At 62.3% G+C, this 26,227-nt stretch carries 26 protein-coding genes, 2 pseudogenes and 1 other annotated feature; of the genes and pseudogenes, 1 reads left to right on the plus strand and 27 read right to left on the minus strand.

Features of this window, described 5'->3' with window-relative positions:
* Positions 1 to 16: 16 nt before the first annotated feature.
* The 16 genes and pseudogenes from OMP38_RS04345 to OMP38_RS04420 form a co-directional block, all read right to left on the minus strand.
* On the minus strand, positions 17 to 829 hold the full coding sequence (locus OMP38_RS04345) for a hypothetical protein (RefSeq protein WP_277564029.1): 813 nt from the start codon (positions 827 to 829) through the stop codon (positions 17 to 19).
* A complete protein-coding gene (locus OMP38_RS04350; protein WP_277564030.1) occupies positions 717 to 2,108 on the minus strand; it encodes a LysM peptidoglycan-binding domain-containing protein in 1,392 nt (463 codons plus the stop codon). Before OMP38_RS04350 ends, OMP38_RS04345 begins: the two co-directional genes overlap by 113 nt.
* Before the next feature lie 181 nt (positions 2,109 to 2,289).
* A complete protein-coding gene (locus tag OMP38_RS04355) occupies positions 2,290 to 2,478 on the minus strand; it encodes a type II toxin-antitoxin system antitoxin (RefSeq protein ID WP_090115607.1) in 189 nt (62 codons plus the stop codon).
* A gap of 12 nt (positions 2,479 to 2,490) precedes the next feature.
* Positions 2,491 to 3,364: pseudogene (locus tag OMP38_RS04360) on the minus strand (SPFH domain-containing protein).
* Between the two features lie 367 nt (positions 3,365 to 3,731).
* The gene (locus OMP38_RS04365; RefSeq protein ID WP_277564032.1) at positions 3,732 to 4,793 is read right to left on the minus strand and encodes a Gfo/Idh/MocA family protein; all 1,062 of its coding nucleotides are present in this window, start codon (positions 4,791 to 4,793) and stop codon (positions 3,732 to 3,734) included.
* A 6-nt stretch (positions 4,794 to 4,799) separates the two neighbouring features.
* Positions 4,800 to 5,255 (minus strand): phosphogluconate dehydrogenase C-terminal domain-containing protein, encoded by a 456-nt coding sequence (locus OMP38_RS04370; protein ID WP_277564033.1) that lies wholly within the window; start codon positions 5,253 to 5,255, stop codon positions 4,800 to 4,802.
* On the minus strand, positions 5,197 to 5,664 hold the full coding sequence (locus tag OMP38_RS04375; protein ID WP_277564034.1) for an NAD(P)-binding domain-containing protein: 468 nt from the start codon (positions 5,662 to 5,664) through the stop codon (positions 5,197 to 5,199). Before OMP38_RS04375 ends, OMP38_RS04370 begins: the two co-directional genes overlap by 59 nt.
* 45 nt (positions 5,665 to 5,709) lie before the next feature.
* Positions 5,710 to 6,657, minus strand: a complete 948-nt coding sequence (locus OMP38_RS04380) for a D-apionate lactonase family protein (RefSeq protein WP_277564035.1) — start codon at positions 6,655 to 6,657, stop codon at positions 5,710 to 5,712.
* Entirely contained in the window at positions 6,651 to 7,598 is a 948-nt protein-coding gene (locus OMP38_RS04385) for a D-apionate lactonase family protein (protein WP_277564036.1), read from the minus strand. The genes OMP38_RS04380 and OMP38_RS04385 overlap by 7 nt, the downstream gene beginning before the upstream one ends.
* A gap of 144 nt (positions 7,599 to 7,742) precedes the next feature.
* Positions 7,743 to 9,113 (minus strand): four-carbon acid sugar kinase family protein, encoded by a 1,371-nt coding sequence (locus OMP38_RS04390; RefSeq protein ID WP_277564037.1) that lies wholly within the window; start codon positions 9,111 to 9,113, stop codon positions 7,743 to 7,745.
* A 19-nt stretch (positions 9,114 to 9,132) separates the two neighbouring features.
* A complete protein-coding gene (locus tag OMP38_RS04395; RefSeq protein ID WP_277564038.1) occupies positions 9,133 to 10,404 on the minus strand; it encodes a ribulose-bisphosphate carboxylase large subunit family protein in 1,272 nt (423 codons plus the stop codon).
* Positions 10,401 to 11,678, minus strand: coding sequence for a glycoside hydrolase family 140 protein (locus tag OMP38_RS04400; RefSeq protein ID WP_277564039.1), 1,278 nt, complete (start codon positions 11,676 to 11,678; stop codon positions 10,401 to 10,403). Before OMP38_RS04400 ends, OMP38_RS04395 begins: the two co-directional genes overlap by 4 nt.
* A gap of 179 nt (positions 11,679 to 11,857) precedes the next feature.
* Complete coding sequence (locus OMP38_RS04405; protein WP_277564040.1) at positions 11,858 to 12,742, minus strand: carbohydrate ABC transporter permease; 885 nt, start codon at positions 12,740 to 12,742, stop codon at positions 11,858 to 11,860.
* 12 nt (positions 12,743 to 12,754) lie between these two features.
* Positions 12,755 to 13,661: pseudogene (locus OMP38_RS04410) on the minus strand (ABC transporter permease).
* Positions 13,662 to 13,801: 140 nt separating this feature from the next.
* Entirely contained in the window at positions 13,802 to 15,460 is a 1,659-nt protein-coding gene (locus OMP38_RS04415; RefSeq protein WP_277564041.1) for an extracellular solute-binding protein, read from the minus strand.
* A 186-nt stretch (positions 15,461 to 15,646) separates the two neighbouring features.
* On the minus strand, positions 15,647 to 16,189 hold the full coding sequence (locus OMP38_RS04420) for a hypothetical protein (protein WP_277564042.1): 543 nt from the start codon (positions 16,187 to 16,189) through the stop codon (positions 15,647 to 15,649).
* An 89-nt stretch (positions 16,190 to 16,278) separates the two neighbouring features.
* On the opposite strand from OMP38_RS04420, the gene OMP38_RS04425 reads away from it, so the two are divergent.
* Entirely contained in the window at positions 16,279 to 16,587 is a 309-nt protein-coding gene (locus OMP38_RS04425) for a helix-turn-helix domain-containing protein (protein WP_277564043.1), read from the plus strand.
* Between the two features lie 97 nt (positions 16,588 to 16,684).
* Here OMP38_RS04425 and ilvE read toward each other — a convergent pair whose 3' ends face one another.
* From ilvE to OMP38_RS04480, 11 genes are all read right to left on the minus strand, one after another.
* The gene (gene ilvE / locus OMP38_RS04430) at positions 16,685 to 17,566 is read right to left on the minus strand and encodes a branched-chain-amino-acid transaminase (RefSeq protein WP_277564044.1); all 882 of its coding nucleotides are present in this window, start codon (positions 17,564 to 17,566) and stop codon (positions 16,685 to 16,687) included.
* Positions 17,567 to 17,590: 24 nt separating this feature from the next.
* Positions 17,591 to 18,382, minus strand: coding sequence for a prephenate dehydratase (gene pheA, locus OMP38_RS04435; protein ID WP_338130397.1), 792 nt, complete (start codon positions 18,380 to 18,382; stop codon positions 17,591 to 17,593).
* Positions 18,383 to 18,482: 100 nt separating this feature from the next.
* The gene (gene thrB, locus OMP38_RS04440; RefSeq protein ID WP_277564045.1) at positions 18,483 to 19,493 is read right to left on the minus strand and encodes a homoserine kinase; all 1,011 of its coding nucleotides are present in this window, start codon (positions 19,491 to 19,493) and stop codon (positions 18,483 to 18,485) included.
* A 45-nt stretch (positions 19,494 to 19,538) separates the two neighbouring features.
* Complete coding sequence (locus OMP38_RS04445) at positions 19,539 to 20,825, minus strand: homoserine dehydrogenase (RefSeq protein ID WP_277564046.1); 1,287 nt, start codon at positions 20,823 to 20,825, stop codon at positions 19,539 to 19,541.
* Positions 20,826 to 20,887: 62 nt separating this feature from the next.
* Positions 20,888 to 21,325 carry an ACT domain-containing protein gene (locus OMP38_RS04450; RefSeq protein ID WP_277564047.1) on the minus strand — a complete coding sequence of 146 codons (438 nt, stop codon included), beginning with the start codon at positions 21,323 to 21,325 and terminating at the stop codon, positions 20,888 to 20,890.
* 173 nt (positions 21,326 to 21,498) lie between these two features.
* Entirely contained in the window at positions 21,499 to 22,842 is a 1,344-nt protein-coding gene (gene obgE, locus OMP38_RS04455) for a GTPase ObgE (RefSeq protein ID WP_277564048.1), read from the minus strand.
* A 52-nt stretch (positions 22,843 to 22,894) separates the two neighbouring features.
* Positions 22,895 to 23,671 carry a Spo0B domain-containing protein gene (locus OMP38_RS04460; protein WP_277564049.1) on the minus strand — a complete coding sequence of 259 codons (777 nt, stop codon included), beginning with the start codon at positions 23,669 to 23,671 and terminating at the stop codon, positions 22,895 to 22,897.
* A 120-nt stretch (positions 23,672 to 23,791) separates the two neighbouring features.
* Positions 23,792 to 24,100, minus strand: coding sequence for a 50S ribosomal protein L27 (rpmA, locus tag OMP38_RS04465; RefSeq protein ID WP_090115598.1), 309 nt, complete (start codon positions 24,098 to 24,100; stop codon positions 23,792 to 23,794).
* Between the two features lie 25 nt (positions 24,101 to 24,125).
* Complete coding sequence (locus tag OMP38_RS04470; protein WP_277564050.1) at positions 24,126 to 24,443, minus strand: ribosomal-processing cysteine protease Prp; 318 nt, start codon at positions 24,441 to 24,443, stop codon at positions 24,126 to 24,128.
* Between the two features lie 10 nt (positions 24,444 to 24,453).
* Positions 24,454 to 24,765, minus strand: a complete 312-nt coding sequence (gene rplU / locus OMP38_RS04475) for a 50S ribosomal protein L21 (RefSeq protein ID WP_090115596.1) — start codon at positions 24,763 to 24,765, stop codon at positions 24,454 to 24,456.
* A 12-nt stretch (positions 24,766 to 24,777) separates the two neighbouring features.
* Positions 24,778 to 24,862, minus strand: a sequence feature (ribosomal protein L21 leader region).
* A gap of 77 nt (positions 24,863 to 24,939) precedes the next feature.
* Positions 24,940 to 26,175, minus strand: coding sequence for an Rne/Rng family ribonuclease (locus tag OMP38_RS04480; protein ID WP_277564051.1), 1,236 nt, complete (start codon positions 26,173 to 26,175; stop codon positions 24,940 to 24,942).
* Between the last annotated feature and the right edge of the window lie 52 nt (positions 26,176 to 26,227).

Genomic DNA, 26,227 nt, shown 5'->3' on the forward strand with positions numbered 1-26,227 from the left:
GGTTATGCATCAAAGCTTACCATTTGATCCAGGGAAGACTCTTCCTGTTCTTCGGTGCGGAGGCGACGCGCGCCTGGCTTTTGCCCGCCGAGGACGACGCCACGCGCTTCGCCGATCCCGCGCCGGACCCCGCTGCTCCTTGACGCTGCGCCGCAGAACGGGCCGTCTTGGCGACGCCGATCTTCGGCTTGGCTTCCGCTGACGCTTCCTCCTCTTCGTCGTAGCGATCGTCATCCGAAAAACGCTCCGAAGCGTTTTCCGCCTTCGCGAACGCCAAGTCCTTGTTGGCCGCGTCCGCGCCACTGCCGGCCAGCGGGTACTGCGCGAAGCCGAAGCCGTCGCGGTACGGGAGGTTATACTCGGATGCGAACGGCTGCGCGCCGTAGCTCGCCGTCAGCGGAAAGCGCGGATCGTAGCCATAGCCGTATGAGCCCGAGGCGGGACCGACGGCAGCCGGCGATAAGGCGTTAGGCGAGAAGGAATTCGGGCCGTAGCCCGTCGACGCAGGAGAGACGGCATTCGGCGCAAACCCCGTCGAAACGGGAGAGACGGACGTCTGTGCCGGCATCACGCCGCTTGGAAAGCCGTAGCCGGGCATTTGTACCGGCGTTACCGCGGCAGCCGGGGAAACCGGCGTTCCCGCACACGGATGGCACGGCTGGCCCCATCCGGTTTGCAGGCCGCCGAGGCCGCCCAGATGACCGGGAATGCCGCCTTCAAGTCCGCCCAGATGCCCCGGGATGCCGCCCTCGAGACCGCCCAGATGCCCCGGGATACCTCCCTCGAGACCGCCAAGATCCCCCCGGGATACCTCCCTCGAGACCGCCAAGATGCCCCGGGATACCTCCCTCGAGACCGCCAAGATGCCCCGGGATACCGCCTTCGAGGCCGCCCAGATGACCGGGAATGCCGCCTTCGAGGCCGCCCAAATGACCGGGGATGCCGCCTTCGAGACCGCCAATCTGTCCCGGGTAAGCGGGGATGCCTCCGACGAGCGGGCCGATGCCCTCCGCGCATGGCACGCCGGCATAGGGCTGCATGCTAGCTGGGGATACTGCAGTGCCGTAACTATTATAACTTTGGACAGCTGCGGGACTTACCGCGCCGTAACTAGTCGGCATGACGGTCGCCGGACTGACGGCGCCGTAGTTAGCCGGCATGACGGTCGCGGGACTGACGGCGCCGTAATTAGCCGGCATGGCGGTCGCCGGACTGACGGCGCCGTAATGATTTGGCTTGGCAGCGGCCGGACTCACATCGCCGAAACCATACGGCATGGCCGTCGCCGGACTAACGGAACCGCTCTGCATGTGACCGTAGCCGTAACCATGGCTCGCTGCAGGGGAGACGGCCGGCGCCGCGGATGCCTCTACGGCAGGCTGAGGCATTTGCAAGAACAGGTCCGTCGACTGCTGGTAAGTCGTCAAATAGACAGGATAATGCTCGTGAACGGGCGGCATCGGCGGAGCAGGCGGCATCGGCGCCGGCATCTGAACCTCGATCGGCGCCATCACTTGGGGCGGCTGCGGGATCGGCGCCGTGCTCGGCTTCTCAATCGGGGCCGGCATGACTGCCGTGCTGGGCTTCTCCGTTACGGCCGGCATGACCGCGGTGCTCGGTTTCTCGGTCGCGGCCGGCATGACCGCCGTGTTCGGCTTTTCGGCAGCGCCTGGCATGACCGCCGTGCTGGGCTTCTCTTCTGCGGCCTGCATGGTTCCCGCTTCCGGCATGCCATGATGATGATGGTGATGATGCATTTCTTCGGACGTACCCGAGCCTTCTGCGGGCAGCTTCGGAATATGGACGACTTGACCGGTCAGGAGCGCGCTCGGATTGACGATCTGCGGATTGGCCGCGATCAGGTCCGCGAGCGGCACTTGGTACGTTTTAGACAGTTTCCACATCGTATCGCCCTGCTGGATCGTATAATCCTGGGCGATCTCGTACTGCTTTTGACCCGGCTTCGGAATGCGTATCTTGGCGCCTACCTCGATCTCGTCCGGATTCGCGATGTCCGTATTGGCAGCGATCAGCTCGTCAAGAGACAAGCCGTATTTCTTAGCCAAGTTGTACAGCGTGTCACCGCTTTTGGCGATATGGATCTTCACTCGGTTCCCTCCCGGTGGCTGAACTCTCGCGTGCAGGCTGCCGCCCCCGCGCAATCCTTACATCCTATGCAGGAGCTGGGCGTTTGACATCCCTTCGGCAAAAAAACATAGGCGAACCGGAACGTGAAGTCCCGATTCGCCTCTCGATCGTACCGGCGATCGCCGGCAGCCTTGTTCGTCGTTATTCGTCCGCTTCCCCGGGCGGTGCGGGCCGGCCCTTCAGCCGGCCCGCCTTGCGCAGCGCTTCCCGCAGCAGGTATTCCATATGCGCGTTGACGCTTCTGAATTCATCCGCCGCCCATCGTTCGAGCGCCGCATAAATCTCGGGATCGAGTCGAAGGGGGTAAGCCTTCTTCGGTTTGGATGACATCGCCGGACATCCTTAGCCGTACAGCGTGCCCGTGTTGATGAGCGGCGTCGCCGCACGGTCGGACACGACCGCGACCATCAGATTGTTGATCATTGCCGCGCGACGCTCCGCATCGAGCTCGATGCCGTTTTCCACAAGCTGCCGCAGCGCGGCGTCCACCATGAATACGGCGCCTTCTACGATCTTCGCCCGGGCCGCGATAATCGCGATCGCTTGCTGGCGCTGCAGCATGGCGCTGGCGATCTCGGGCGCATAAGCCAAATGGGTCAGCCGGGTCTCGAGCACTTCGATGCCCGCGACATGAAGCCTGTTCTGCAGCTCCGCCGACAGCTCCGACGCCACCTCGTCCGAGTTGCCGCGCAGCGACTGGCTGGGCTCGTCGGTAAACGTGTCGTATGCGTACTTCGCCGCCGTATGTCGGATCGACGTCTCGCTGGTCAGTTCGACGAACCGCTCGTAATCGTCCACATCGAACACCGCTTTAGCCGTATCCGATACGCGGAATACGACGACGGCCCCGATCTCGATCGGATTGCCCTCGGCATCGTTCACCTTCAGCGTGTTGCTCGTGAAGTTGCGAACCTTTCGCGATACTCTCTTTTTTACGGTAAAAGGCAGCACGATCCAGAGCCCGCTGCGCGATACCGTCCCGATATAGCTGCCGAAAAACGTGATTACCTTCGCTTGGTTCGGCTGAACGATCGTCAGCGAGCTCATCATGATCATGGCCAGCACGAACAGTACGATCCCCAATACGATGAGCCCGCCGTCCGGTTCGGGCTTGTCGCCGCCTACGGCCAGCAATGCAATCCCCCCCGGCCAGCGAGGCCAGGCTCAATAGTAGCGCCAAAAATCCGTTCATATGCCAAGCGCTTTTTTCAGCCACCGGGAATCTCCCCCTTCACAATATTATATATATATTACTATGATATCACTTTTGTAATCATCTGTAAATAAAGGCTCTACCATGCGCCCCCCTCGTCCAAAAGCTTCTATCGCTGCTTCCCTCTCTCTGTCATTAGACAAAAACATGGCGCGAAGAGTAAGGGGGGCTTCCGATTCTACGACAACCGCATCGCCGCGTCCGCCTATCCGTCTCCTCCTTCACGGCATGCCAAAAGGCCGGCCGCGTTCGCCCGCGGCCGGCCGGTCATGCGCAGACGGTTCGAACGCTCAGCGCTTGTTATTCTCTCTCGTGTGTCGGCATGGTTCCCCGATCGTCGTTTTGTTTGTCTCTGTCGTCCAAGTCGTCCTTATTTCCCATGAAATGTCGGAATGGCAACCGGCATCCGGCTGGCCGCACTCTCATAGACGCCGAAAGCCATCCGCAGCGTGATCAGATTGTCCGCCCCGCTCGTCTCGAACGGTTCGCCGGTGTTCAAACAATCGATGAAATGCGACTGCAGGCGGAAATGGCTTTCCTCGTGATCGAGTTCCGACGTCTCCAAAATCGTTTCCTCCCCGGACCCGTCGGCGGAGACGACCGCGATACGGCCGGACGTGTCGTACTTCAGCGTGCCGCGTTCGCCGTCGATCGCAAGCTGTTCAAGGTGAACGGGGCCTACCGTTTCGCCGAGCGGCCGTTCGAGCTTCTGCCGGGTTGCCCAGCTGGCGTCGAGCAATCCGAAGAAGCCTTCTGCCCCCAGCACGACGATCCCGCTGTCTTCGCCTTCAATGTACGGACTGATGCGCTGCACTTCCGCGTACAGCCGGTCGGGCGTACCGAACAGAAACCGCCAAGTATCAAACCAATGTACGCCCATCTCATAAAAGAGCAGCTTTGGCATCTCCCGGAAAAAAGGCTGCGGAATCGCAACGCCCGGCGCCATGCGCGGCGTGTAGTAGTCGGTGTGCACGTAGCGCGCCATGCGGACCGTTCCGATCCGCCCCTCGTCCAGCACGCGCTTGATCGTCCGGAACGGCTGCAGCCACCGCCAGTTTTCCGTCACCATCAGCCGAACGCCCCCTTCCTCAGCGGCGGCCACGATCGCTTCCGCCTCCTCAAGCGACGGCGCGAACGGCTTCTGGCACATGATGTGCTTGCCCGCGGCGGCGGCTTTGGACGCGTACGCCAGATGGGTTTCCGGCCCGGTCACGATGTCGACGATATCGATGTCGGCCGAAGCCAGCATCTCGTCAAGCGACGTGTACAACGCGTCCGCCGACACGCCGAATTCGGCGGCGCGCCGCTCCATTTTCTCCCGGCTCCGGTTGCACAACGCGGTCACTTGGACACCGGGAATCCGGCTCCACGCCCTCAGATGCTTCTCCGACCAGTAGCCGGTGCCGACCAGTCCGACCTTCCACGCATTCATCCGTCCTTATCCCTCCGCTTTCAGCGCTTGCAGCTTTTCGGGATGCAGCATGATATCGATCTGCTCGCGAATGCTTTCCGGCCGGAACAGCTCTCGCCAGCCTTCCTTGATCATCGCCTTGCGTCCGTACTCGATCGCCACGAGGCATGCGTCCGAGAACGGGTTGACCTTTTCGAACACGATGGCGAGCTCGATGTTGATGTGCCCCAGCATGAAATCCTTCGCCGCCTCGTACGGCACGCCGCGCGAGACAGCCTCCTCCATGGCTTCGCCGAGCACGGTCGCCATCATCGCGCCGACCGTCTCCGCCATCGCAGGCTCCAGCACCGCCATCTGCTCCACCGTAATCCGGTGGGCGCGCATGACCGGCGCGTACATCTCCCTCGCGATGCGCTCGCCTGCTTCATAATCCGCTTCCGGCCCCTGCATCAGCGCGCAGACAATCGCTTGTTTCGCCGCCACGCCGCCGAACAGATCGCGCTTGGCTTCCCCCCGTCGTCTCGTCGTTGAAGACCGGCGGGTGGCAGGGGTGAGTCACGAAATACGTGACGTCGTCCCGCTTGGGCAGCTGGTCCAGATAGGCGGCGGCCGGGTCGAGTACGATCAGCATGGCGCCGCTTCGCATCTGCGGCACGACGCCCGCGGATATCCTTCCGATCGCCACGTCCGGCACGGCGAGAATGACGATGTCGGCACCCGCCACCGCTTCATCCTGCGCCGTCGCGGCGAGTCCGCGCTCCGCGAGACGCGCGACGCCCCGCTCGCCGATCTCCACGCAGCGGATCCGATGGCTTCCTTTCCTTAAGTTGTCCGCGATGCGGCAGCCCATCTTGCCCCCCGCGCCGATCAGCGCTATCGTCCGAGTTTCCATCTCGCTTCCCCCCTCTTATCGTATCTTTTGAAGTCATTTAATAGCTTAATTCCAGTCAGCAAGGGGACTGGTCCCGCCGTCGACGCCGTCCAGACAGGCGAAGCCGTAAGGCGCCAATGTCAGCTTCCGGACCGGCGCATCCGCTCCCCCTCCCGCTACATGGACCTTCAGCTCCGCGCCCGTATAATTGGCCGCGATCAGCCTTCTGCGGCCGTTCAGCCGCAACGCCAGCGCGCCGGCGGCGAGCGGACGGTCGACGCGCACATCGAGCAGCTCGGCCCCCGCCCACTCTTCAGCGAGCTTCAGCAGCTCGTAGACGGGATGCACCGAGGCGCCGCCTTCCGGCATGAGGCCGAGGGCGCCGGCATCCTCGTGGAGCGTGACGCGGTCCGCGCCTGCCCGGCCCAACTGCGCGAGGCAGCCGAGCGTCCAAACCGCACCGAACGGCGTCCGCAGCCGGGCGTCCTCCCAGCCCTCGCGCCGCTCCGCCTTGGCGGCTTCGACTTCATTCGCCGCGTACGGATTCACCCGCGGCTTGAACGTGACCGGCCCGACGTGCAGCGGAAGCGAGCCCGCCCGCGCTTTGGCTGTCCGCACGGTCGCCGGCTGCGCCTCCAACGTCTCGATAATCGACGCGTCGTCGAACGCGTGAATCTGCGGATTAATCGCGTAGACGGCGTAATCCATGTCCTCGAGCGGAAGCTCCGCCCGGTTGAATTCGGCGAAATTTCCGCGCGTTCCGCCGCCGATCGGCAGCCGCACGCCTGCCGCTGCCAATGCGGACGCCAGCTGCCGGTTCAAAGCGAGGGTCGTGCCGAACTCGCCCTCGGGGTATACGGTAACGCCGCAAACAGTGACGGCGTAAGGCTTCAACGCTTCGGCAAGCGCCTCCAGCTGCCCCGTCCGATCGCTGCCTTCGCGGGCGTCCGCGATCGCCTCGATCAGCAGCTCCGCCCCGCAGAAGTTCGCGCTCTCCGCGGCGCCGGTCAGCAACTCCCGCCAACCGGGCTCCCCCCCAGCTTTAGCGGAACATGAAGATGCGCCGGACGAAGCGCCGCCAGCAGCTCCAGCTCCCGTTCCGTCCGATCTGGCCGTACCGGCGCATAGCCGACGCCCGGCTTCGGCAGTCTGCCGACCCCGTCGGGGCCGACGGTGACGACCGTCGCCTTCGCGCTGCCGTTCTCCGCTTGCTTCTTTGACTGTTCGGCCGTTCCGGCCAACCGCAGCGTTACCCGCTGCCGCACGATCTCGCCGTCTTCCACCAGAACGGGATACGGGATGGCGAGCGGGGTGCAGAATGTTTTGAACGACGCGTCCGTCCAATTGCGCTGATCCTCGGTCTCGAACCGGTCGCCTTCGAACCGCAGCTCCAGCTCTCCACAGGCCGTGCCATGCCGCATGCCCGTGAAGCCGATGAACGGACTGTCCGGCGAGATCAGCTCCGGAAACCGGCTTGTCCGCATGCCCTCCGGCGATTCGAGCGTGACGGGCTCGCCCGCCAACGTGACCGGATGCAACACGCAGAAGCCGATCCGGTTGCGCAGGAAAGCGCGGCGCGCGCGTCCGTCCATGGCAAACGTCACCGTTCCGTCCGGCGTGCCTTCGATCCGGCCGTCCCAGACAAAATCGATCTCGTCGTTGACATGCTCCGCCGTAAAGCGGACGCGGAACGACGCGCCGTCCCGCTCCACCTGAAGGTCAGTGAACGCGGGCGGCACCGTGCCCCAGTTTTTGTCCCGAACGGCCGCATACACGCCTCTTACGATCTCGTCCCCGTCTAGCTTGATATACCGCAGGCCTCCGTCGGCGAACAAAGCCTCCACCGGTCCCGCCTGCAGCAAGGTTTCGGCCGGTTGCTGCGGCTTCGGCGCTCCAACGGATTGTTGCGCCTCTCCCCGTCCCCTCGATTCGCTTCGTTTATCCAGCTCCGTCATGCCGGCTACCTGCCTCCCGTCGTCATTCGCCCGCCGCATAGGCTGTTCAGCCCAACAAACGCCTTTACGCCGTTAACTGCTAGTTGTCGCTGATCCACCTGCACTGCAGCGCCATTCACCATGCGCTTTCCAGCTGCGCCCGCTTTACCTTCCGTCCCGCACGCGCACGAAATAATCGTCTACGCCCACTTGGCCGCCCTTCAGCGCCAGCTCCTTGCCGTCGAACGCCGGATTTTCCGCGTGGCTCAGACAGAGCGGTCCGCCGGGGGCGATCGGCATGAGGCATTCCAGCCCGTAGATGCCGAGCTCCCGCGTCACATAGCCCGACGTGTCCCCGCCTGCCACCAGAAATCGCTGCAGACCAGCCGTACCGACGACCTCCCGGGTCAGCTTGCCCAGCTGCTCGCCGAGCAGCCGGCCGGTGTCGAGCGACGCGTGCCCGGCGCGCGCCATGCTGCTTCTGAGCCGCTCCGTCTGCAGGTTCTCCGGCCCCAGCGCGGTGTAGAGCAGCGGACTGCTGCCATCGCCGAGCACGGCCAGCGCCTCTTCCCGCAGCTTGCCGCGGTATGCCTCCGCCTCGTCAGGCACGACCAGCCGCTCCACGTCGACCGGAATGCCCCGGAACCCGTTCGCGAGCGCATAACCGATCTGCGCCTCGGTCACGGGCGAGCAGCTGCCCGATACGGCAAACAGCTGCTTCACGGGCCCCCGCGCCTCGAACAGAGCGACGTCCGGCTCCGTCAGACCCGTCCGTCGCCAATGGGCGCAGAGCGCATATTCGACGCCCGACGAACCGATGACGAACCGGCTGCCCCGCTCCGCCGCCTCCTGCCAGATCAGCGCTCCTGCTCGCTCCAGCCGCTCCTCGTCCAGCACGTCGAACAGCACCAGCTCCGGTTCCTCCGCCAGCAGCCGCTTCAGCCGCTCCGCCGCCGACGCTTCGTCGCCGTCCAGGGCCAGAATGTCCATCAGCCCGACGGTCAGCTTCGTCTGCTTCGCCAGATGCAGCCGCAGGTCCGCTTCGTCCATCGGCGTAACCGGGTGGCGGGACATCGTCGGATGCCGGTCGAGCCGGTGTACCGTATTGCCCCCCTTGGCGAAATGATTCCCGAACACCGTGTACCGGCCAAGCGCCGGCGCGCCAACGAGCAGCGGGATCGGATGCGCGTCGCCGAACGCGGCGCGTCCCAGCTCGGCCGCCTTGCCGATGCTGCCGATATCGGGCGACGAATCGAACGTCGAGCACATTTTGTAATGAACGACGGGCGTGCCGGAGGCGCGCAAATAGGCGAACACCGGCCCCAGCTCCGCCTCCATCTCCGCCGGGCTCATCGAGCGGCTGACGCCGGCGATGCCGAACGCGCGAATGCCGCGGAACCGGGTAGCGAGCAGCTCCGCGGACGGCGGGGCAAGGAACAGCACCGTTCGCACGCCTCCCAGCGCCAGCGCCTCCATCACGTCCGTCGAGCCGGTGAAATCGTCCGCATAATAGCTGAGCAGCAGTTCACTTGTCATCGTCTCTATCGTTCCTTCCTTATCCGCTGCGGGAAAATGTCTCCAGCGCCCGCCGCAGCTCCGCATGGCGTTCCGCATACGTCTCGCGCGGAATGCCGGCGATCGCCGCTTCCCATGCCTGCTGCATGCTGCGCACGCCGGCGGCCGGGCCGTCCGGATGCGCCATGATGCCGCCGCCCGCGATATTCATGAGGTCGTACGTGCCCAGTTGCCGGTACGTGCGTTCCGCCGTCGCGGCCGACTGGCCGGACGACAGGACCGGCATGCAGGCATGCGCGCCGCCCGCAAAGGGTTCCCGGAGCGCGCGAACCGAGCGGATGACGGATTCGTTGCTTTCGTAGAACTTGCTGTCCAGCGCGTTCACATGCAGATGATCCGCGCCCGCCAACCGGCACAGCTTCTGGTAAGCCGCGAATTCCATGCCGAGCGCCGGACTGCGCGTCATCATGCCCCACTGGTTGCGATGGCCGTGGATCGGCAGCTCGCTGTAGCCGTTCAGATGCGCAAGCCCGGCCAGACCGATGCTCTGGATGCTGACCATAATGCACGTGCCGCCGTGCGCGCACACCAAGTCATGACGGCGTTTCAGCTCGTCGATGTCGCCCGTAATGTTGAAGGCGTACATGACCTTCTTGCCCGTCCGATCCGCCGCCCGTTCGATCTCCTCCATGACGGCCTTCACCTTGTCCTCGATCGGCGCGAACGTCGGGCTCGCGTTGAGCTCGTCGTCCTTGATGAAGTCGAGGCCGGCGTCCGCCAGCTCCCGAACCAGCAGCCGCAGCTCTTCGACCGTAAGGCCGATGCTCGGCTTCACGATCGTGCCGATGATGGGACGGCCCAGTACGCCGGCCAGCCGGCGCGTACCTTCTACGCCGAACTTCGGGCCCCGGTACCTTCTGCAAAACGCTTCGGGCAGCTCCAGATCGAGCAGCCGCAAGCCCGAGAATTCCTGCAGCTCGTACAGGTTCCCGGCTACCGTCGCCATCAGGTTCGGAATGGACGGGCCGAAGTTGTGCATCGGGAATTCAAGCGTCACCCTGCCGCGCCGGTACAAGCCGTCCCATTCCTTGGGCGGCTTCGCCCCCGGCAGCGACGGCTCGCGGACCGGCTCCAGCTCCTCGATGCCGACGATACGGGCAGCGCTTCGAGCCTTAACCTCGTCCGTCTCGCCCGGCACGGCCACGAACGTGCCGGTCGATTGCTCGCCGGCCATCACCTCCGCCGCACGACCCAGCGCATGCGGCGTCTCGATGAGATACGTCGACCGGACGACGTCCCGTTCGCCGCTCATCGGTTCCGCCTCCTCGCAAGCAGCAGCGCATCGGCATTGCGTCCGTGCATGGCGATCTCGGTGACGCCTCCTTCAATGCGCAAGCGCGGTTTCAGCACGCTTCGCGTCCCCAGCTCCAGAAGGTCGACGTCATAGCCGCCCAGGTCCGCCTCGATACAAGTCCCCATATCGTAAGGCATATACACCGCGATCACGCTGTCGTCCGGCGATGCCGCCATCGTGACATGCTCCGCGTATTTCAACACCCGATGCTGACTCGGCTCCACATCGAACAGGCCGAACGATTCGAGCAGCCATTTGCCGTAGGCGACGTCTCCCGCGCCCGGCAGCAGCAGCGCAGTCCGCCAGTCCGCCGGCGTTCCCCAGGCTTCTTCGCTGGTGAACGGCTGACCCGCCTTGTGCCACGACCAGACGCCGTGCGCGCCGTACGTGAAGCCCGCCTTGGCGCCCGACAGCACGCTATCCCAGAACGAGCGGCGAATATCCGGCGCGTTAAATCGACCATAACGGTTAAAATACCCGATCGCCTCGTAATAGGGCTCCCCGTTCACGATCGGGCGCTTCACCGGCAGTCCGTAATGATACGAAGCGCCCGTCACGGCGCGCGCCTCCGGCGAATGCCCTTGCTGGTACATGTAGAAGTCGTAGTCCGGATGCCCGATCAACCGGCCGTCCAGCTCCAGGCCCGGCTTCGGATGGTACGAGATCAGCGATTCCGGCTGCCGCTTCTTCAACAGCTCCATCGCCGTCCGGTACATGCCGAACGCCGCTTCGGTCGGCAGGTCCGTGTCGCCGCTGATCAGATAAACCGGCTCGCTCGGTCCGAGCGTCCGCACCACCGTATCGATATAGCCGGGAAGCGCCTCATCCGGCATGACGAGCTCCGGATGAAAGCCGGCAGCCCACGTATCCCGCACATAATTGACCCACAGCACGATGAGCGCCGGCACGAAGCCGTGCGCCCGAGCCATCTCCAGCATCCGGCCGGCCTTCGCGAAGTAAGCGGGATCGGGGCTGTGGAAGTCCCAGCCGTCGCCTTCCGCCTTCGCCGCGAACGGCCGCAGCTCGTCGGTGCCGCCCGACATGTCGTGAACGATCGGCAGGATACTGATCTGTACGGCGTTGAACCCCTGCGCCGCCCGGAAGCGGAGATAGTCCTCCCATTCCTCCAGCGTCGCGTTCGTGAATGCGTTCCACACGGTATCGGCCAGATAGAAAAAGGGCCTGCCATCCGCCAGGAAGCGGTCTTTCGTTTCGGCTATGCTAAGCAACATGTCTCCACCTCGCGCATAAGTTCGTCATCTTCTATCCTACAGAACGGGAAGCGTTTCGTATTTAGCGAATATCGCACGATTCGCAGCCCGCGGTACGCGCCTGCCGCCCGTCCCGCCGTCCCGGCGTTCGGCCGCTTGCATATTTGTGAAGTCCCGCCTCCGTACCCGTATACGCCGACTTATCCTTTCACGCTGCCAAGCCGGATGCCGCTGACGAAATATCGCTGCAGGAACGGATACACCAGCAGGATGGGGACGGCGGCCACCAGCATCTGCGCGCTTTTGACCGACCGGTCGTTCAGCTTGGCCAGCCGTTCCGCCTCCGTCGCCGACATCGTCTGGAAGTTGAACTCCACCACAATGGTCTGCAGATAGCTCTGCAGCGGGTACTTGTCGGCATTGCGCATGAAAATCAAACCGTCGAACCACGCGTTCCAGTGCCCGACCAGACAGAACAGCGTGATTGTGGCGATGGCCGGCATGGATACCGGAACATAGATCTGCCACAGCGTGCGCCAATGGCCCGCGCCGTCGATGTTCGCGGCGTCCTCCATCTCCTCCGGCACCTGGCGGAAGAAATTCAGCATCAGGATCACGTTGAACACGGTCACCGCTCCCGGCAGCACGAGGGCCCACAGCGTATCCATGATGCCAAGCTCCTTGATGAGGATATAAGACGGAATCAGGCCGCCATTGAACAGCATCGTGAAGAAGAACATCCACACGTAAAGCGACCGCGTCCGCAGCTTCTCCTTCGTCTTCGAGAGCGGGTAGGCCAGCAGAATGACGAGCATCACGTTGAGGAGCGTGCCGAGCAGCGTCCGCTGCAGCGTGATGCCGAACGCCCGCCAGAAGGCGTCGCGGTCCAGCACGTACCGGTACGGCTCCAGCGTAAAGCGGACCGGCCACAGCTTTACGAGCCCGCCCGAGACGGCTGCGTTGTCGCTGAGCGACAGGGCCAGGATATGAATGAACGGAACGAGACACAGCAGGCAGACCACGATCATGAACGCATAATTGAACGCGTTAAATACCTTCTGCGCCCGGGTTTGTCTTGTCAGCATGTCGCTTCCTCCCTAGAAGAGCCGGTATTTGAACAGCCGGTACGCGATCCAATACGAGATCGTAATCAAAATGAAAGAAACGAGGGACTTCAGCAGGCCGACCGCGGTCGACGGTCCGTACTGCGCTTGCAGCAGGCCCATCCGGTATACCATCGTGTCGATAATATCGCCTGACTGGAGCACTTGCGGGCTGTACATGTTGAAGATCTGGTCGAAGCCGGCGTCGAGCACGGTGCCCAGGCTGAGCACCATGAGCAGCACGATGATCATGTGCATCCCCGGCAGCGTGACGTGCCAGGTCTGCCGGATCCGGCCAGCCCCGTCCGCCGCGGCGGCTTCATACAGCGACGGATCGATGCTCGTGATGGCCGCCAGATAGACGATCGTGTTGAAGCCGAACGTTTTCCACACGTCCGACGCCACCATCACGTAGGGGAACCAACTGTTCTCCCCGAGGAAATAGATCGGCTTGATGCCGAACACGCCGAGGAACTGGTTGGCGATCCCGGACGACGGGGACAGAATATCGATCAAAATGCCGCTCAGAATGACCCACGACAGAAAATAAGGGAAATAGATGATCGTCTGCGTCACCCGTTTGAACAGCATCAGGCGAATCTCGTTCAAGAGCAGCGCGAACGTAATGGGAACGATAATGCCCATGACGATCTTCAGGACGGCAATCCGCAGCGTATTCCACACGACCTGCCAGATGTTCGGAATGGAGAATACATAATCGAAATTGTCGAAACCTACCCATTCCTGATTTCCGAGCAGCCCCCCTAAGCGGGAGAAAATGCTGGAAGGCAATCGTGACGCCGACCATCGGCACATAGGCGAAGATCAGGATCAGGATCAGTCCCGGCAGCAGCATGAAATGAAGCGGGAGCTCCCGTTTTGTCTTGTAGCCGAATCTCATGGCACCGCTTCCCTCCTTCGTAACGGATCTCGTTTCCGCTTTCATGAATCCGCCTCCCTTCGGTTGCGAACGGCTTGACGGCGTGCAAAGCGCCGCCAGAGGTGGCGGCGCTTGCGAGCGTCATGCGCGGCTTTGGCTCCTTACTTGCCGAGCGCCGCGTTGACCTCTTCGGTTACCTTCGTGCCGCCGAGCTTATTCCACTCGTCGACCATCTTATCGAAGCCCGCGCCGACCTCCGTCTTGCCTTGGATGATGCTGGTGAGCGTCGTGACGATCAGCTCATCCATCGAGCTGCCGCGCGTCACTTCCGTGGCCGTCGGCGCGCCCATATAGGCGTTCCACATAATTCGGTCCGGATAAGAAGCGGCGACGAATGCGAACGGCGTATCCTTCGGTCCGAACATCATGTCCATCGTCCACATGCCGTCCTTGATGTTCTTGTAGATGCTCTTCGCCGTACCCGTCAGTTGGTCCGTCGTGCCGTCGGCGATCGCTTGCTTCATCTGCTTATGAACCTCGAGGTCCATCATCGGATCCAGCGTGTAGACCGGCGCCATCTGCCAGATGTTGTCCACGCCATCGCCGAAGCCGTATTTCTCGAACTCGGCGCTCTCGCCGTACAGTGCATCGACGTAGACGTTAAACATCTTCACGAGGTTCTCCGGATGCTTCGTCCCTTTCTTCACGACCATGTAGCCGTCCGTGCTGATCGTCAGCGGAATCGTCGCCGGTCCGCCGTCCTTCGTCGGCAGCGGAACGACGATCCACTTCGCGTTCGGATCGTTCTGCCGCAGCTTGTCGATCGTAAACGCCATCCAGTGCGGACCGTAGAACATCCCCGTCTTGCCCGCGACGACCGATTCCATCGCCTTGTTGTTGTCCTTGGAGCCGAACTCCTTATCGAGCAGCCCTTCCTTGAACATCGTCTGCAGCAGCTGCAACGGTTCTTTCATTTCCGGCTGCACTGCGCCGCGGACGACCTTGCCATCCTTCTCGATCCAGTTGCTCGGGTTTGGATAAGCGCCGTAACCCCAGAACAGTCCCTGCAGGTTGTACCGGAAGTCGCTATCGATCTCGAGGCCCAGCGTATCCGCTTTGCCGTTGCCGTCCGGGTCCTGCGCCGCAAATGCTTTGGCGATCGCATGCACGTCGTCCATCGTCTTCGGTCGCTCCAGCCCCAGCTTCGTCAGCCAATCCTCGCGGATCCACAGGTGGTTGTAACCGTTGGTCGAAGGCATTTTCATTGGAATGGCGTAGATCTTGCCGTCTTGCGTCGCCGGCTCGAAGACGCGCTTCGTCTCCTTCTCAATAATGCTCTTCAACAGGTCGGAGCCGTATTGATCGTACAGCGGACCCATTTCCTGCAGCGCGCCCGCTTCCATCAACTGCTTGAGGTCGGACGTCGAGGTGACCTGAAACATGTCGGGCAGGTCGTCGGACGCCATGGCCAGCTTCAGCTTCTGGTCATAAGAGGTGCTGTCGGACAGCATCTTGTACTTCACGTCGATATTGAGCTTTTCCTTAAACAACTGAATCCAGCGGTTGTTCGCCAGCGTCTCGCCGGTAATCTTCTCCAGCTTGGCAACGTTGTCGTTATTCGGGTCCATATTCCGGCCGAAGTTGTACGTGACCGCCTCGTTCGCAGTCGTCCCCGCATCGCCCGTACCTGACTTCTCGCTCCCCGTGTTCGCTGCCGGCTGTTCTTTAGATCCATTGCTTGAGCCGCCGTCTCCATTGTTGGAGCAAGCCGTAACCGCCAGCATCGCGGCAAGCAGTAGACCCACCGTTTTTTTTCCCATCCTTCATGCCTCCCTTTGTCTGATTCGCACCTTTGAACGTTTACAAGATGTGGCGTTGAGTAAGCCCTGCTGCAGGGACCGGTGAAACCGCTTCCGGATAGCGCTTTCAATCGTTTTGCCGTCTGCGATTGGCTTACTCTCATCCTAAGGGATTAAAACCGGAACGTATTTAGGGGAAAGTGACGACTATTCATTCTTGTTCGATCGGGAAGACCTTGCTAGAATGAGGGGAAGATTCTGCGGGGTTGCACAAAATTGTATTCGTCTTCGACAAAGGGAGGTCATCGCATGCGGATTCGGGAATTCGGCACGCTTAAGCTGCAGCCTTCCGGTGCGGGAGGCATTCATCCTTTTCACGAGATCCTGTATCTGCAAACCGGCCCCTCCGAGCTGCAATGGATGGGCCGGACGTATCCGATGACGTCGCCCGTGCTGCTCCTGATTCCGGCGAATACGCCACATTGGCTCGTGCCCGGCCCGGAAGGCGTACAGGGCTGGTACATGGAGGCCGACATGCAGCAAGAGACGTTCCTCGACTTTGAAACGGTGGGCCATTGGAACGGCAATCAATCGCGCCGTGCGGACGCGGATTGGCCGGTTCCGCTCGGTCCCCAGCTTGCCGCCATTGGCTCGACGATCGCCGCTTATGAAGCAGCGGCGCTGGATCATGCGACCTCTCACGGGCTTCTGCAGCTCGATATCCGGAAGCTGCTCTTGCTGGTCGGCCATGCCGTCGCCAGCGAGTCTCTCCCGCGACGCTCGCGCAGGAGGACAGCTTTCAGACAGTCGATCGCCATATCTATACGATCATGCGGCATATGGAGCGCTCGTATGCGGAACCGATTACGTTGGAAGAGCTCTCCCGCATCTGCAGCTTCACGCCGTCCTACATTATCCGGCTCTTCAAGGAAGCATTCGGCTCGACGCCGATCCAATACCTGCAGGAGCTCCGGCTTAACGCCGCGATCTGCTATCTCGAAACGACCGACCTGCCGATTCAGGAAATCGCGGAGATGACCGGCTTCTCGAACTTGCATTATTTCAGCCGCTTGTTTAAAGCCAAGTTAGGCGACAGCCCGTCCGCATGGCGGAAGAAGTGGCTCGTGCGCATGCCTGGCTCCGGCTAGCTTTGCTTGTATACTTAAAAGGACCGTCAGGAAAAAGTTACCCTGACGGTCCTTTTAAGTTTGGAAGATATCCGAAATGCAGGACTCAACACAGACGTTATTCAAATACTTTGACGCCTTCGACCGTGACGATGCTGCGGAATTCGTCCAGCAGCCGGCTGGTCACCGGACCCGCGCGGCCTTCGCCGATGATGCGTCCGTCCACTTCGCGCACGGCGATGACTTCGGCGGCCGTCCCGGTGAAAAACACTTCGTCGGCCGTATAGACGTCATGCAGCGTGAAAGGCTCTTCCCGCAAGGGAATTCCTAGCTTTGCGCACAGCTCGATGATCGCCCCGCGCGTGATGCCCTCAAGCGCGCCGATATAGCACGGAGGCGTATAGACGACGCCCCTTTTCACGATAAAGATATTGTCGCTCGAACCCTCGGCCACGTAGCCTTGCGAGTTGAGCATGATCGCTTCGCCGACGCCCGCCAGATTCGCCTGGATTTTCACCAGGATGTTGTTTAAGTAGTTCAGCGACTTGATCTTCGGATTAAGCGCATCCGGCAGATTCCGCCGGGGGCTGACCGATACCGAACGCAAGCCGTCCCGGTAGGCTTCCTCCGGGTAAATCGCGAGCTGCTCCACGATAATGACGACGAACGCCTCGGGGCAGCGGAGCGGATCGAGTCCGAGATTGCCCGGCCCGCGAGAGACGATGAGCCTAATATAGCCGTCCCGAAGTCCGTTGCGCCGGATCGTCTCGCAGAGCGCGTCCTCCATTTGCGTCAAGCTGAGCGGGATGTTCAGCATGATCGACTTGGCCGAATCGTACAGTCGCTCGAGATGCTCCCGGCACCTGAAGATGTTCCCGTCGTAGATGCGGATGCCTTCGAAGATACCGTCTCCGTAGAGGAACCCGTGGTCGTAGACCGAGATCTTGGCGTCTTCTTTTTTCACATATTGCCCGTTCAAATAAATCCATTGCTCAGACATGCCTAAGGACACCTCCGGAAATGTTCAACCTTCGAATGGGAAACTGGGATAAGAGCCGAGAATGCGCACTTGGCAGCCGATCGCCTCGATCTCCGCGATGGCCGCCGGCAGCAGCACCGTGTCGAGCGACATTTCGATATCGATCCAGAAATAATAGCTGCCGAGCTTTTTCTTCGTCGGACGCGACTCGATTCGCGACAGGTTGATCTTCCGCCAAGAAAACGCCGCGAGCACTTGATGCAGCGCGCCCGGATAATCCTCGGGCAGCGTGATGAGAATGCTCGTCTTGTGCTTTGGCGCGGCCGTCGATTCATAGACGCGATGACCGACGAGCAAGAACCGCGTGTAGTTGTTGTCGTGGTCGGTCACGGCCTCCTGCAGCAGGTCCAACCCGTAATCCGCCGCAGCCGTACGCGTGCCGATCGCGGCCCAACCGCGCCCCGGATGGTCGTGCACGGTGCGGATCGCTTCGGCCGTGCTCGAGAGCGTCTCGAGCTCTGCGTGCGGGACGTGCGCGCGGATGAACTCGTAGCACTGCGCCATTGCCACCGGATGGCTGAAAATCTTGACGATCTTGGCGGGGTCCCAGGCGTTGGCCATATCCTGGGCCGCCGCGCCGTCCGCGGCCAGCTCGCTCAGCCGGCCGACCAGATTCTGTACGGCGGGGAATACCCACTCCGCCCGGATCGGCAGCTCCACTTCGTGCACGAGCCAATCCGTATGGAGGCTGACGGAGCCGTCGATCGTATTCTCGATCGGTATGACGCTCCAGTCCGTCGTATCGCCGGCCGTCGACTTGAAGACGTCCGCGATCATTTTATGATAGCGAAGCTCGACCTCCCGGTCGCGAAAAAATAGCGGGCCGCCTCGTCGGAAAACGTCCCCTTCGGGAGCACCGCCACGCTCGGAACGCGATTCAAAGCCGCACCTCCGTTCCTGCCCGGGACGGCAGCACGGCGTCCGGCGCCGCGCCGAAGTCCGCGTCTCCGGCATGAAGAAGCCGGACCGACGGACCGTTCAGATCGGGCTTAAGCCAGCGAAGCTCCGCCTGAACGCCCGCCTCGGCCAGCGCCTCGCCGACGAAAGACTCGAGCCCCTCGGCGTCGGCGCCCGCTTCGGCGAGCGCGAGCAGCGTCGGACCGGCACCCGACAGCACTGCGCCGAGCGCTCCGTGTTCGGGCGCCTCGCGCAGCACGCGCTCCATGCCTGGGATGAGCGGCGCCCGATAAGGCTGGTGCAGCTTGTCGCGCAGGGCATGACGCAGCACGTCGAGCCTGCCCGTCGCGAGCGCCGCGGTCAGCAGCGAGCTGTGCGTCACGTTGAACACCGCGTCTTCCCGCGCCACCTGCCGGGGCAGAACGCCGCGGGCGGATTTGGTCGCCAGCTCGAAGTCCGGGATCGCCGCGAGGAAGCGCAGGGCTTCGGGCGGATCGAACCGAACCGCCTCGGCCCGGTGCCCGTCCCAGGCCGCCGCGATCATGCCGCCGTAAATCGAAGCGCCCACGTTGTCCGGGTGTCGTTCAAGGGCGGTCGCCATCTGGAACAGCTCGTCCTGGGAGAGCGGTTCGCCGATCAGCGCATTGGCCGCCACGAGCGCGCCGACGATCGCCGACGCGCTGCTGCCGAGTCCGCGCGTCAGCGGAATGTCGCTGCGGATGCCGATCGCGAGCTCGGGCAGTTCGACCCCCGCTCTTGCGAATACCGACTGCGCGACTTCGTAGATCAAATTGCTCTTGTCCAGGGCGACGCCTTCGAGATGATCGCCGTGCAGCGTCACGACCGTCCGCTCCGCCGGCGCCAGATCGACCCACGCGTAAATCGACAGCGCCATGCCCAAGCTGTCGAAGCCGGGGCCTAGATTCGCGGTGCTGGCGGGTACGCGGACGACGACGCGGTCGGCAGCGGGACGTGTTGCCTTATCCGTCATTGTATGTCTTACCCCTCTTTCGGATTCACTGCCGCAGCCACTTGCTCAGCCCTCGACGCGGTAGACGCTCTTGATCGTCTTGACCGCCGGCAGTTCCTCGAACGCCTTTTGCACGGCCTTCATCGAAGCCTTGTCGGCCGCATGCGTCGATATGATGAGTTGCGCGCCCTGCTGGTCCGGCTGAACGGGCTGCATGACGGACTCGATGCTGACGTCGAACTTCGAGAATACCTGGGCGATCTGCATCAATACGCCTGCCCGGTCCTCGACGTGCAGCAGCATGAAGTACTTCGAAGCGATTTGCTCGTCGGTTTTCAGCTTCTTTTCCTTGTAAGACAAGGATGCCTGGCGTCCGTTGACGCCGAGCTTCATGTTCTTGACGACGGCCACGAGGTCGGCCACGATGGACGTCGCCGTCGGCATCTCGCCGGCGCCGGGTCCGTAGAACATCGTCTCGCCCACCGCTTCGCCGTGCACGTAGACGGCGTTGAACACGCCGTTGACGGAGGCGATCGGGTGGCTGCGGCGCACGAGCGTCGGCTGTACGCTGACGCTAATAAAGTCGTCCTGGCGCTCGGCGATGCCGAGCAGCTTGATCTCGCAGCCCAGCTGGTGCGCGTAGCGGATGTCTTCTTGCGTGACGGCGCTGATGCCGCGCACGTCCACGTCATCGAGCGCCACGTTCGCGCGGAAGCCGAGCGTCGACAGGATCGTCATCTTGCGCGCGGCGTCGAGGCCTTCGACATCGGACGTCGGATCGGCCTCGGCATAGCCGAGCGCCTGCGCTTCCTTCAGGACGTCCTGATAGTCCGCGCCCTCCTGGCTCATCTTGGTCAGGATATAGTTGGTCGTCCCGTTGACGATGCCCATGATCTTGGTGATCCGGTCCGAAGAGAAGCCTTCGATGAGCGTTCGGATGATCGGGATGCCGCCGGCCACGCTGGCTTCGTAAAATACGTCGCAGCCCTTCTCCTTGGCTTTGGCCAGAATCTCCTGGCCGTGCAGCGCCATCAGATCCTTGTTGGCGGTGACGATATGTTTGCCCCGCTCGAGCGCCTCGAGGAGCAGCTCCTTGGTGGCGCCGACGCCGCCCATGACCTCGACGATGATGTCGATCTCCCCGTCCCGTACGAGCTCCCACGGATCCTCGGTCAGCTTCGAGGGATCAATGGCCACGCTGCGCGACTTCGACGCATCCTTGACCAAAATCTTCGCAATCTCGATCGGCGAGGCGACCTGGCTCTGCAGATCCGCCTGGTGACCTTCCACGATCCGGACGACGCCGGTGCCTACGGTGCCCAAACCCATCAATCCAACTTTTACCGGCTTCATAGCTCTTCTCCTCCGCTTCATGCTCTGCGTGCTCTTATTTCGCATGGCCTGCACCGCCTTCGTCAGCTGCGTCCGACGACGGACGCGCGCCGAACGCCGTCCAGCGCCTTCAGCCGTTCGACCAGTTCGCCGATGCCGCCCGTCATTTGCGCCGCGTCGATCGTGACGACGACGTTCGCCAATCCCTGAAGCGGGATGGACTGCGTGATCGTCAGCACGTTGCCTCCGCTGTCCGCGAGCAGCGCCAGCATCTTGGACAGAATGCCCGATCGATGCTCCAGGTCGATCGACAGCGTCGCGATCGATTCCCGCGCCGCCTGGTCGAGCGGATAGACGCCGTCCTTGTACTTGTAAAAGGCGCTGCGGCTAATGCCCGCCCGCTCTGCCGCTTCGTTGATCGTAGCCGCTTCGCCCCGCCGGAGCATCGCCTTCGCCTGCTCGGCCTTGCGCATGCCTTCGGGCAGCAAGTCCTCGCGTACCGCGTAATACTGCTCCGCCATTCCCCGTCCTCCTAGGAAAGACGCATGTTTGTGTATAGTGGACATTATATCCGATCGACCGCGAGGCGGCAATAGTTGAATGGCATTAAAAAAAAGCCTTATCTTCCCGCCGCGCGAATGCCGGCTGGCGATAAGGCCCCGTGCCAGGCGCTGTTCGAGGGGCCGCCAAGCGATTATTCGTCTTCGTACAAATACTCTTGCTCGCCGCCTTCGAAAAACTCGAACTCGAACTCGCCGATCCGAATGATGCTGCCGTTTTTGGCTCCGCGCTTGCGTAGATCCGCGTCGAGCCCGATCTTGCGCATGATGCGCGCGAAGCGCATGACCGCTTCGTAGGAGCCGAACTGCGTACGCCTCAAGAGACGTTCGATCGATTCGCCTTCGACGACGAACGTCTCGTTGTCCCTGGAGATCGTGTAGTCGTGCACTTCCTCGCGATGTTCCAGCCTGTAAACGACGCCTTCGGCCTCTTCGGCCTCTCTTGCTTCCTGCGCGGCCAGCTCCGCCGGATCGGGCGCAGTCGCCAGCACTTCGGCCGTCTTGTACAGAAGCTCCGGCACGCCGGCTCGCGTAAGCGAGGAGATCGGGTAGACTTCGATATCGGAACGAACTTCCGCGAGCTTGGCCTTGAACGCGACCAGGTTCTCTTCGGATTCGGGCATGTCCATCTTGTTGGCCGCCACGATTTGCGGACGCTCGGTCAGCTTCAGGTTATAGAGCTTGAGCTCCTCGTTGATCTTGATCCAGTCGTCGAACGGATCGCGTCCCTCGAGGCCGGACATATCCACGACATGCACGATGACGCGGGTCCGCTCTACATGCCGGAGAAACTCGTGGCCGAGCCCGACGCCCGCATGCGCGCCTTCGATCAGGCCGGGCAAATCCGCCATGACGAAGCTGCGGTCGTCGCCGAGCTCGACGACGCCGAGGTTCGGCGTCAGCGTCGTGAAGTGATACGCGCCGATTTTCGGACGCGCGCCCGATACGACAGACAGCAGCGTAGATTTGCCGACGCTCGGAAATCCGACGAGGCCGACGTCCGCCATGACCTTCAGTTCCAGCGTCACCCAGCGCTCCTGGCCCTCTTCTCCGTTCTCCGCGATGGCCGGCGCGGTATTGACGGAGCTCTTGAAGCGCGTATTGCCGCGGCCGCCGCGGCCGCCCTTCGCGATGATCACAGCCTGGCCGTGCTGCGTCAGGTCGGCGACCATCTCGCCGGTGTCGTCGTCAAAAACGACCGTGCCCGGAGGCACGCGGACGATCATGTCGTCTGCGTTGGCGCCGTGCTGGGACTTGTTGCGCCCCTTTTCGCCCCGCGTGGCCTTGAAGTGCTTTTGGTACCTGAAGTCCATGAGCGTGCGGAGCCCTTCGTCGACCTGGAACACGACGTCGCCGCCGTCCCCGCCGTCCCCGCCCGCAGGTCCGCCTTCCGGGACGTACAATTCCCTGCGGAACGCGACGAGTCCGTCGCCGCCGTCGCCGCCTTTGACATATATTTTCGCCTTGTCTACAAACATGTTGTGATCACTCTCGTTTCCGCTTCGATGAGCAGGCAATCTGAAAATGCATTTATTCGAACGGCACGACGACCGTCAGCTTGCGGGCGCTGTCTTCGCCATCCCCGTCTGCCGAGGCGGACAACCGCGTCCCTTCAGGCAGGGACCGCGATACGTCCTCGCGCAGACTGCTCCACGCGGACCAGCCGCCTTCGTATGAAGTCTCGATTCGCAGCTCGCCGTCCGCTTCTAAAAAGGCGATGCGCAGCTTGTTCTCCTCCGCCGTGGCGGCCGAGACGCGCACCCGGTAGGCGTTGATCAACCCGATCGCGGTCCGGGTGACGCGCTCCGGACCCGCCGATGCGACGCAGGAAGCCTGGAGGCTCTCGTCTACGCGCGCATCCAGCGTCACCGTATCGCAGAACGTTCGAAAGGAAAGCAGATACGCGGACAGCTCCGGACTGCCGAGACGCGATATACGGCTGTCGCGCTCCATCTCTTCTTTTATTCTGTCCACGACCGCGATCGCTTTATCGATTTTTTGCATGCGCAGGTAGCCGTATAAAATTTGCAGCTCGTTCATCCAGTCGTGACGATGGTGGCTCAGCGTGCCGACGAGGTCCTGGCGCGACTTGACGATGTCTCGCGAGGCGCGTTCCGCTAGCCGGTCCGTCTCTCGCTTGCAGGCACGCCGACAGGTGATGCCCGCGACCAAGGCCGCGGCGACCGCCCACACGAGAAACAGCACGATCGGCCACAACTGGTCCCGCCACGCTATGACCGCGCAAGCCGGGATCAAGAGCGTCGCAGCCGCAAGCACTAAGCCGTAGGTTTTTTGTCTAGGCATCATTACTTTTCCCCGCTTTGGATACAGCCGACGCAGGCTGCCTTGTAAATGGCAGAAGCCGTATTCGTGTCCGTCTACGCAAAAACCCCGGCCACTACGCGCGGCCGGGGTTCTGGATGTCGATTATTCAAGGGCGGCGGCGACGGGCGCCACCGGAGCCGGATAGACGCTAACTTTCTTGCGATCGCGTCCCCAGCGCTCGAACTTCACGACGCCTTCGACAAGTGCGAACAGCGTATCGTCCTTGCCGATGCCGACGTTGTTGCCCGGGTGGATCTTCGTGCCGCGTTGGCGAACGAGGATCGTACCGCCGGTAACGGCTTGGCCGTCGGCGCGCTTGGCGCCCAGACGCTTGGATTGGCTATCGCGTCCGTTCTTCGTGGAACCTACGCCCTTCTTCGATGCGAAGAGCTGAAGATTGAGCTTCAACATGGTGTCAACCTCCTTCTGTGCTTAATTATTGCTTGATCCGAACGTGCTTCGCGTATTCCTCCGCGATGTCCTCGAGCGCGACGACCATCCCCTCCAGCAGAAGCTGGACGCGGTCGGAATCGACGCCCTCGGGCGGCATGTCCGCGGAGAGAAAGCCCGACTTCACCTTAGCCTTCGGCACGATGCCGGTCAGGCGTTCGATGGCGTTGACGGCACCGACCGTGACGGCCGACACGCCCGCGCATACGATATCCTTACCCGGATCGTCGTATCCCGCATGGCCGGACACTTCGAAGGACTTGATCCGCTGCCGCTCGTCGCGGCGAATGTCGATCTTGATCATCCTGCGCCTCTTAAGCCTGGATGCTCTCGATCGTCACCTTGGTGTACGGTTGGCGATGGCCTTGCTTCTTGCGCTCGTTCTTCTTCGGTTTATAGTGGAAGACGATGATCTTCTCGCCCTTGACGTGCTTCTCAACCTTGCCCGTCACGCTAGCGCCGGACAGAAGCGGAGCTCCGGTAACGAAGCCCTTGTCGCTGGATACGGCCAGAACCTTGTCAAACGTCACGCTGTCGCCTTCGCCTGCGGAGAGCTTCTCCACGAAGATGACGTCGCCGGCTTGAACCTTGTATTGCTTGCCGCCAGTCTCGATAATCGCGTACATATGTGCACCTCCCTCATGTCTAAGACTCGCCTCATGGGGTGCCGGGCGCGCGAACGTCCGGTCTTCGATACCCTTTGGAGTGCGGTTGTAGCTTGCAATTGACAGGAGCCCATTGCACGCACTAGAGTATTCTATCACACGCGGCTGTTCGTGGCAACCTGTTTGTAGCCAGCTTCAGCGTACGTACGTTCTGCCCGATCCTTTGCAGGCGATGCACGTCTCGTAAAAGTAGCTCATCAGGTCCGCGCGGGTTTTTTTTCTCGTAATCTCCAGCAACCCCAGCCTCGTCCAGCCGACGACCTGGCATTTGGTCCGGTCCAGCCGCATCGTCTCCTCGATCCGCTCGACCACCCGCCTGCGGTGGTCTTCATCCGTCATGTCGATGAAGTCGACGATGACGATGCCGCCGATGTCGCGGAGGCGAAGCAATCTCGCGATCTCGGCCGCGGCCTCGAGATTCGTCTGAAAGACGGTCTCCTCGAGATCGATCGCGCCCGTGTACTTGCCGGTATTGACGTCGATGACGGTCAACGCCTCCGTCTGGTCGATGACCAAATACCCGCCGCTGCGCAGCGCCACGCGCCGTTGGAATGCCTGGTCGATCTGCGCCTTGATCCCGAAATGCTCGTATAGCGTCGCCGCTTCGGCATGAAGCTTGACGCGATGTTCCAGATGCGGCGCCGCTTGCCTCAGATAAGCCCGCGCATCGCGGTAAGCGCGCTCGTCGTCGACGAGCAGCGCCTCCATGTCGGGCTTGAAGACGTCCCTCACCGTCCGCTGCACGAGCCCGAAGTCCCGATGCAGCTCCGCCGGCGCCTCGGCCGCCGCTCCGCGCTCCGAGATGTGGCGCCAAACGTTGCGAAGCCCTTCGAGATCCCGCGCAAGCGATTCCCGCGACTCGCCTTCGGCGTTGGTCCGCAAGATGAGCCCCTCTCCGGCCTCTCGCAGCTCCTCCGCGAGTCCCTTGAGCCTGGCGCGCTCGTGCTCCTGTTCGATCTTCTTGGACACGCCGACATAATCGGCGTGCGGCATATAGACAAGGCAGCGGCCCGGCAGCGAATAGTGCGTCGTGATCCGCGCGCCCTTCCCCCCTAGCGGCTCCTTCATGATCTGTACGACGCGCCTGTCGCCCGGCTTCAGAAGCTCGGCGATGGAAGGCTTGGTCTTCGGCTGCCGGTCCAGGTGCGGATGAAGCACGTCGTCCACGTACAGGAAGGCGTTTTTGGGGAGACCGATGTCGACGAACGCCGCCTGCATGCCGGGCAGGACGTTGACGACGCGTCCCAAATAAATGTTCCCGACCAGGGAGGTGCCTTCCGAGCGCTCGACGCTGAATTCGGTCAGCACGCCGTCTTCGAGAAGCGAGGACTGTGTCACGGTACGCGTGCAGTGAACGAAGAGCTGCTTCATGCCTACCTCCTGGGCGAACGGTCCCGCAGATCCCGCGGCGATCGTTGCCGGG

It is taken from the genome of Cohnella ginsengisoli, from assembly GCF_029525555.1.
Classification (GTDB): domain Bacteria; phylum Bacillota; class Bacilli; order Paenibacillales; family Paenibacillaceae; genus Cohnella; species Cohnella ginsengisoli.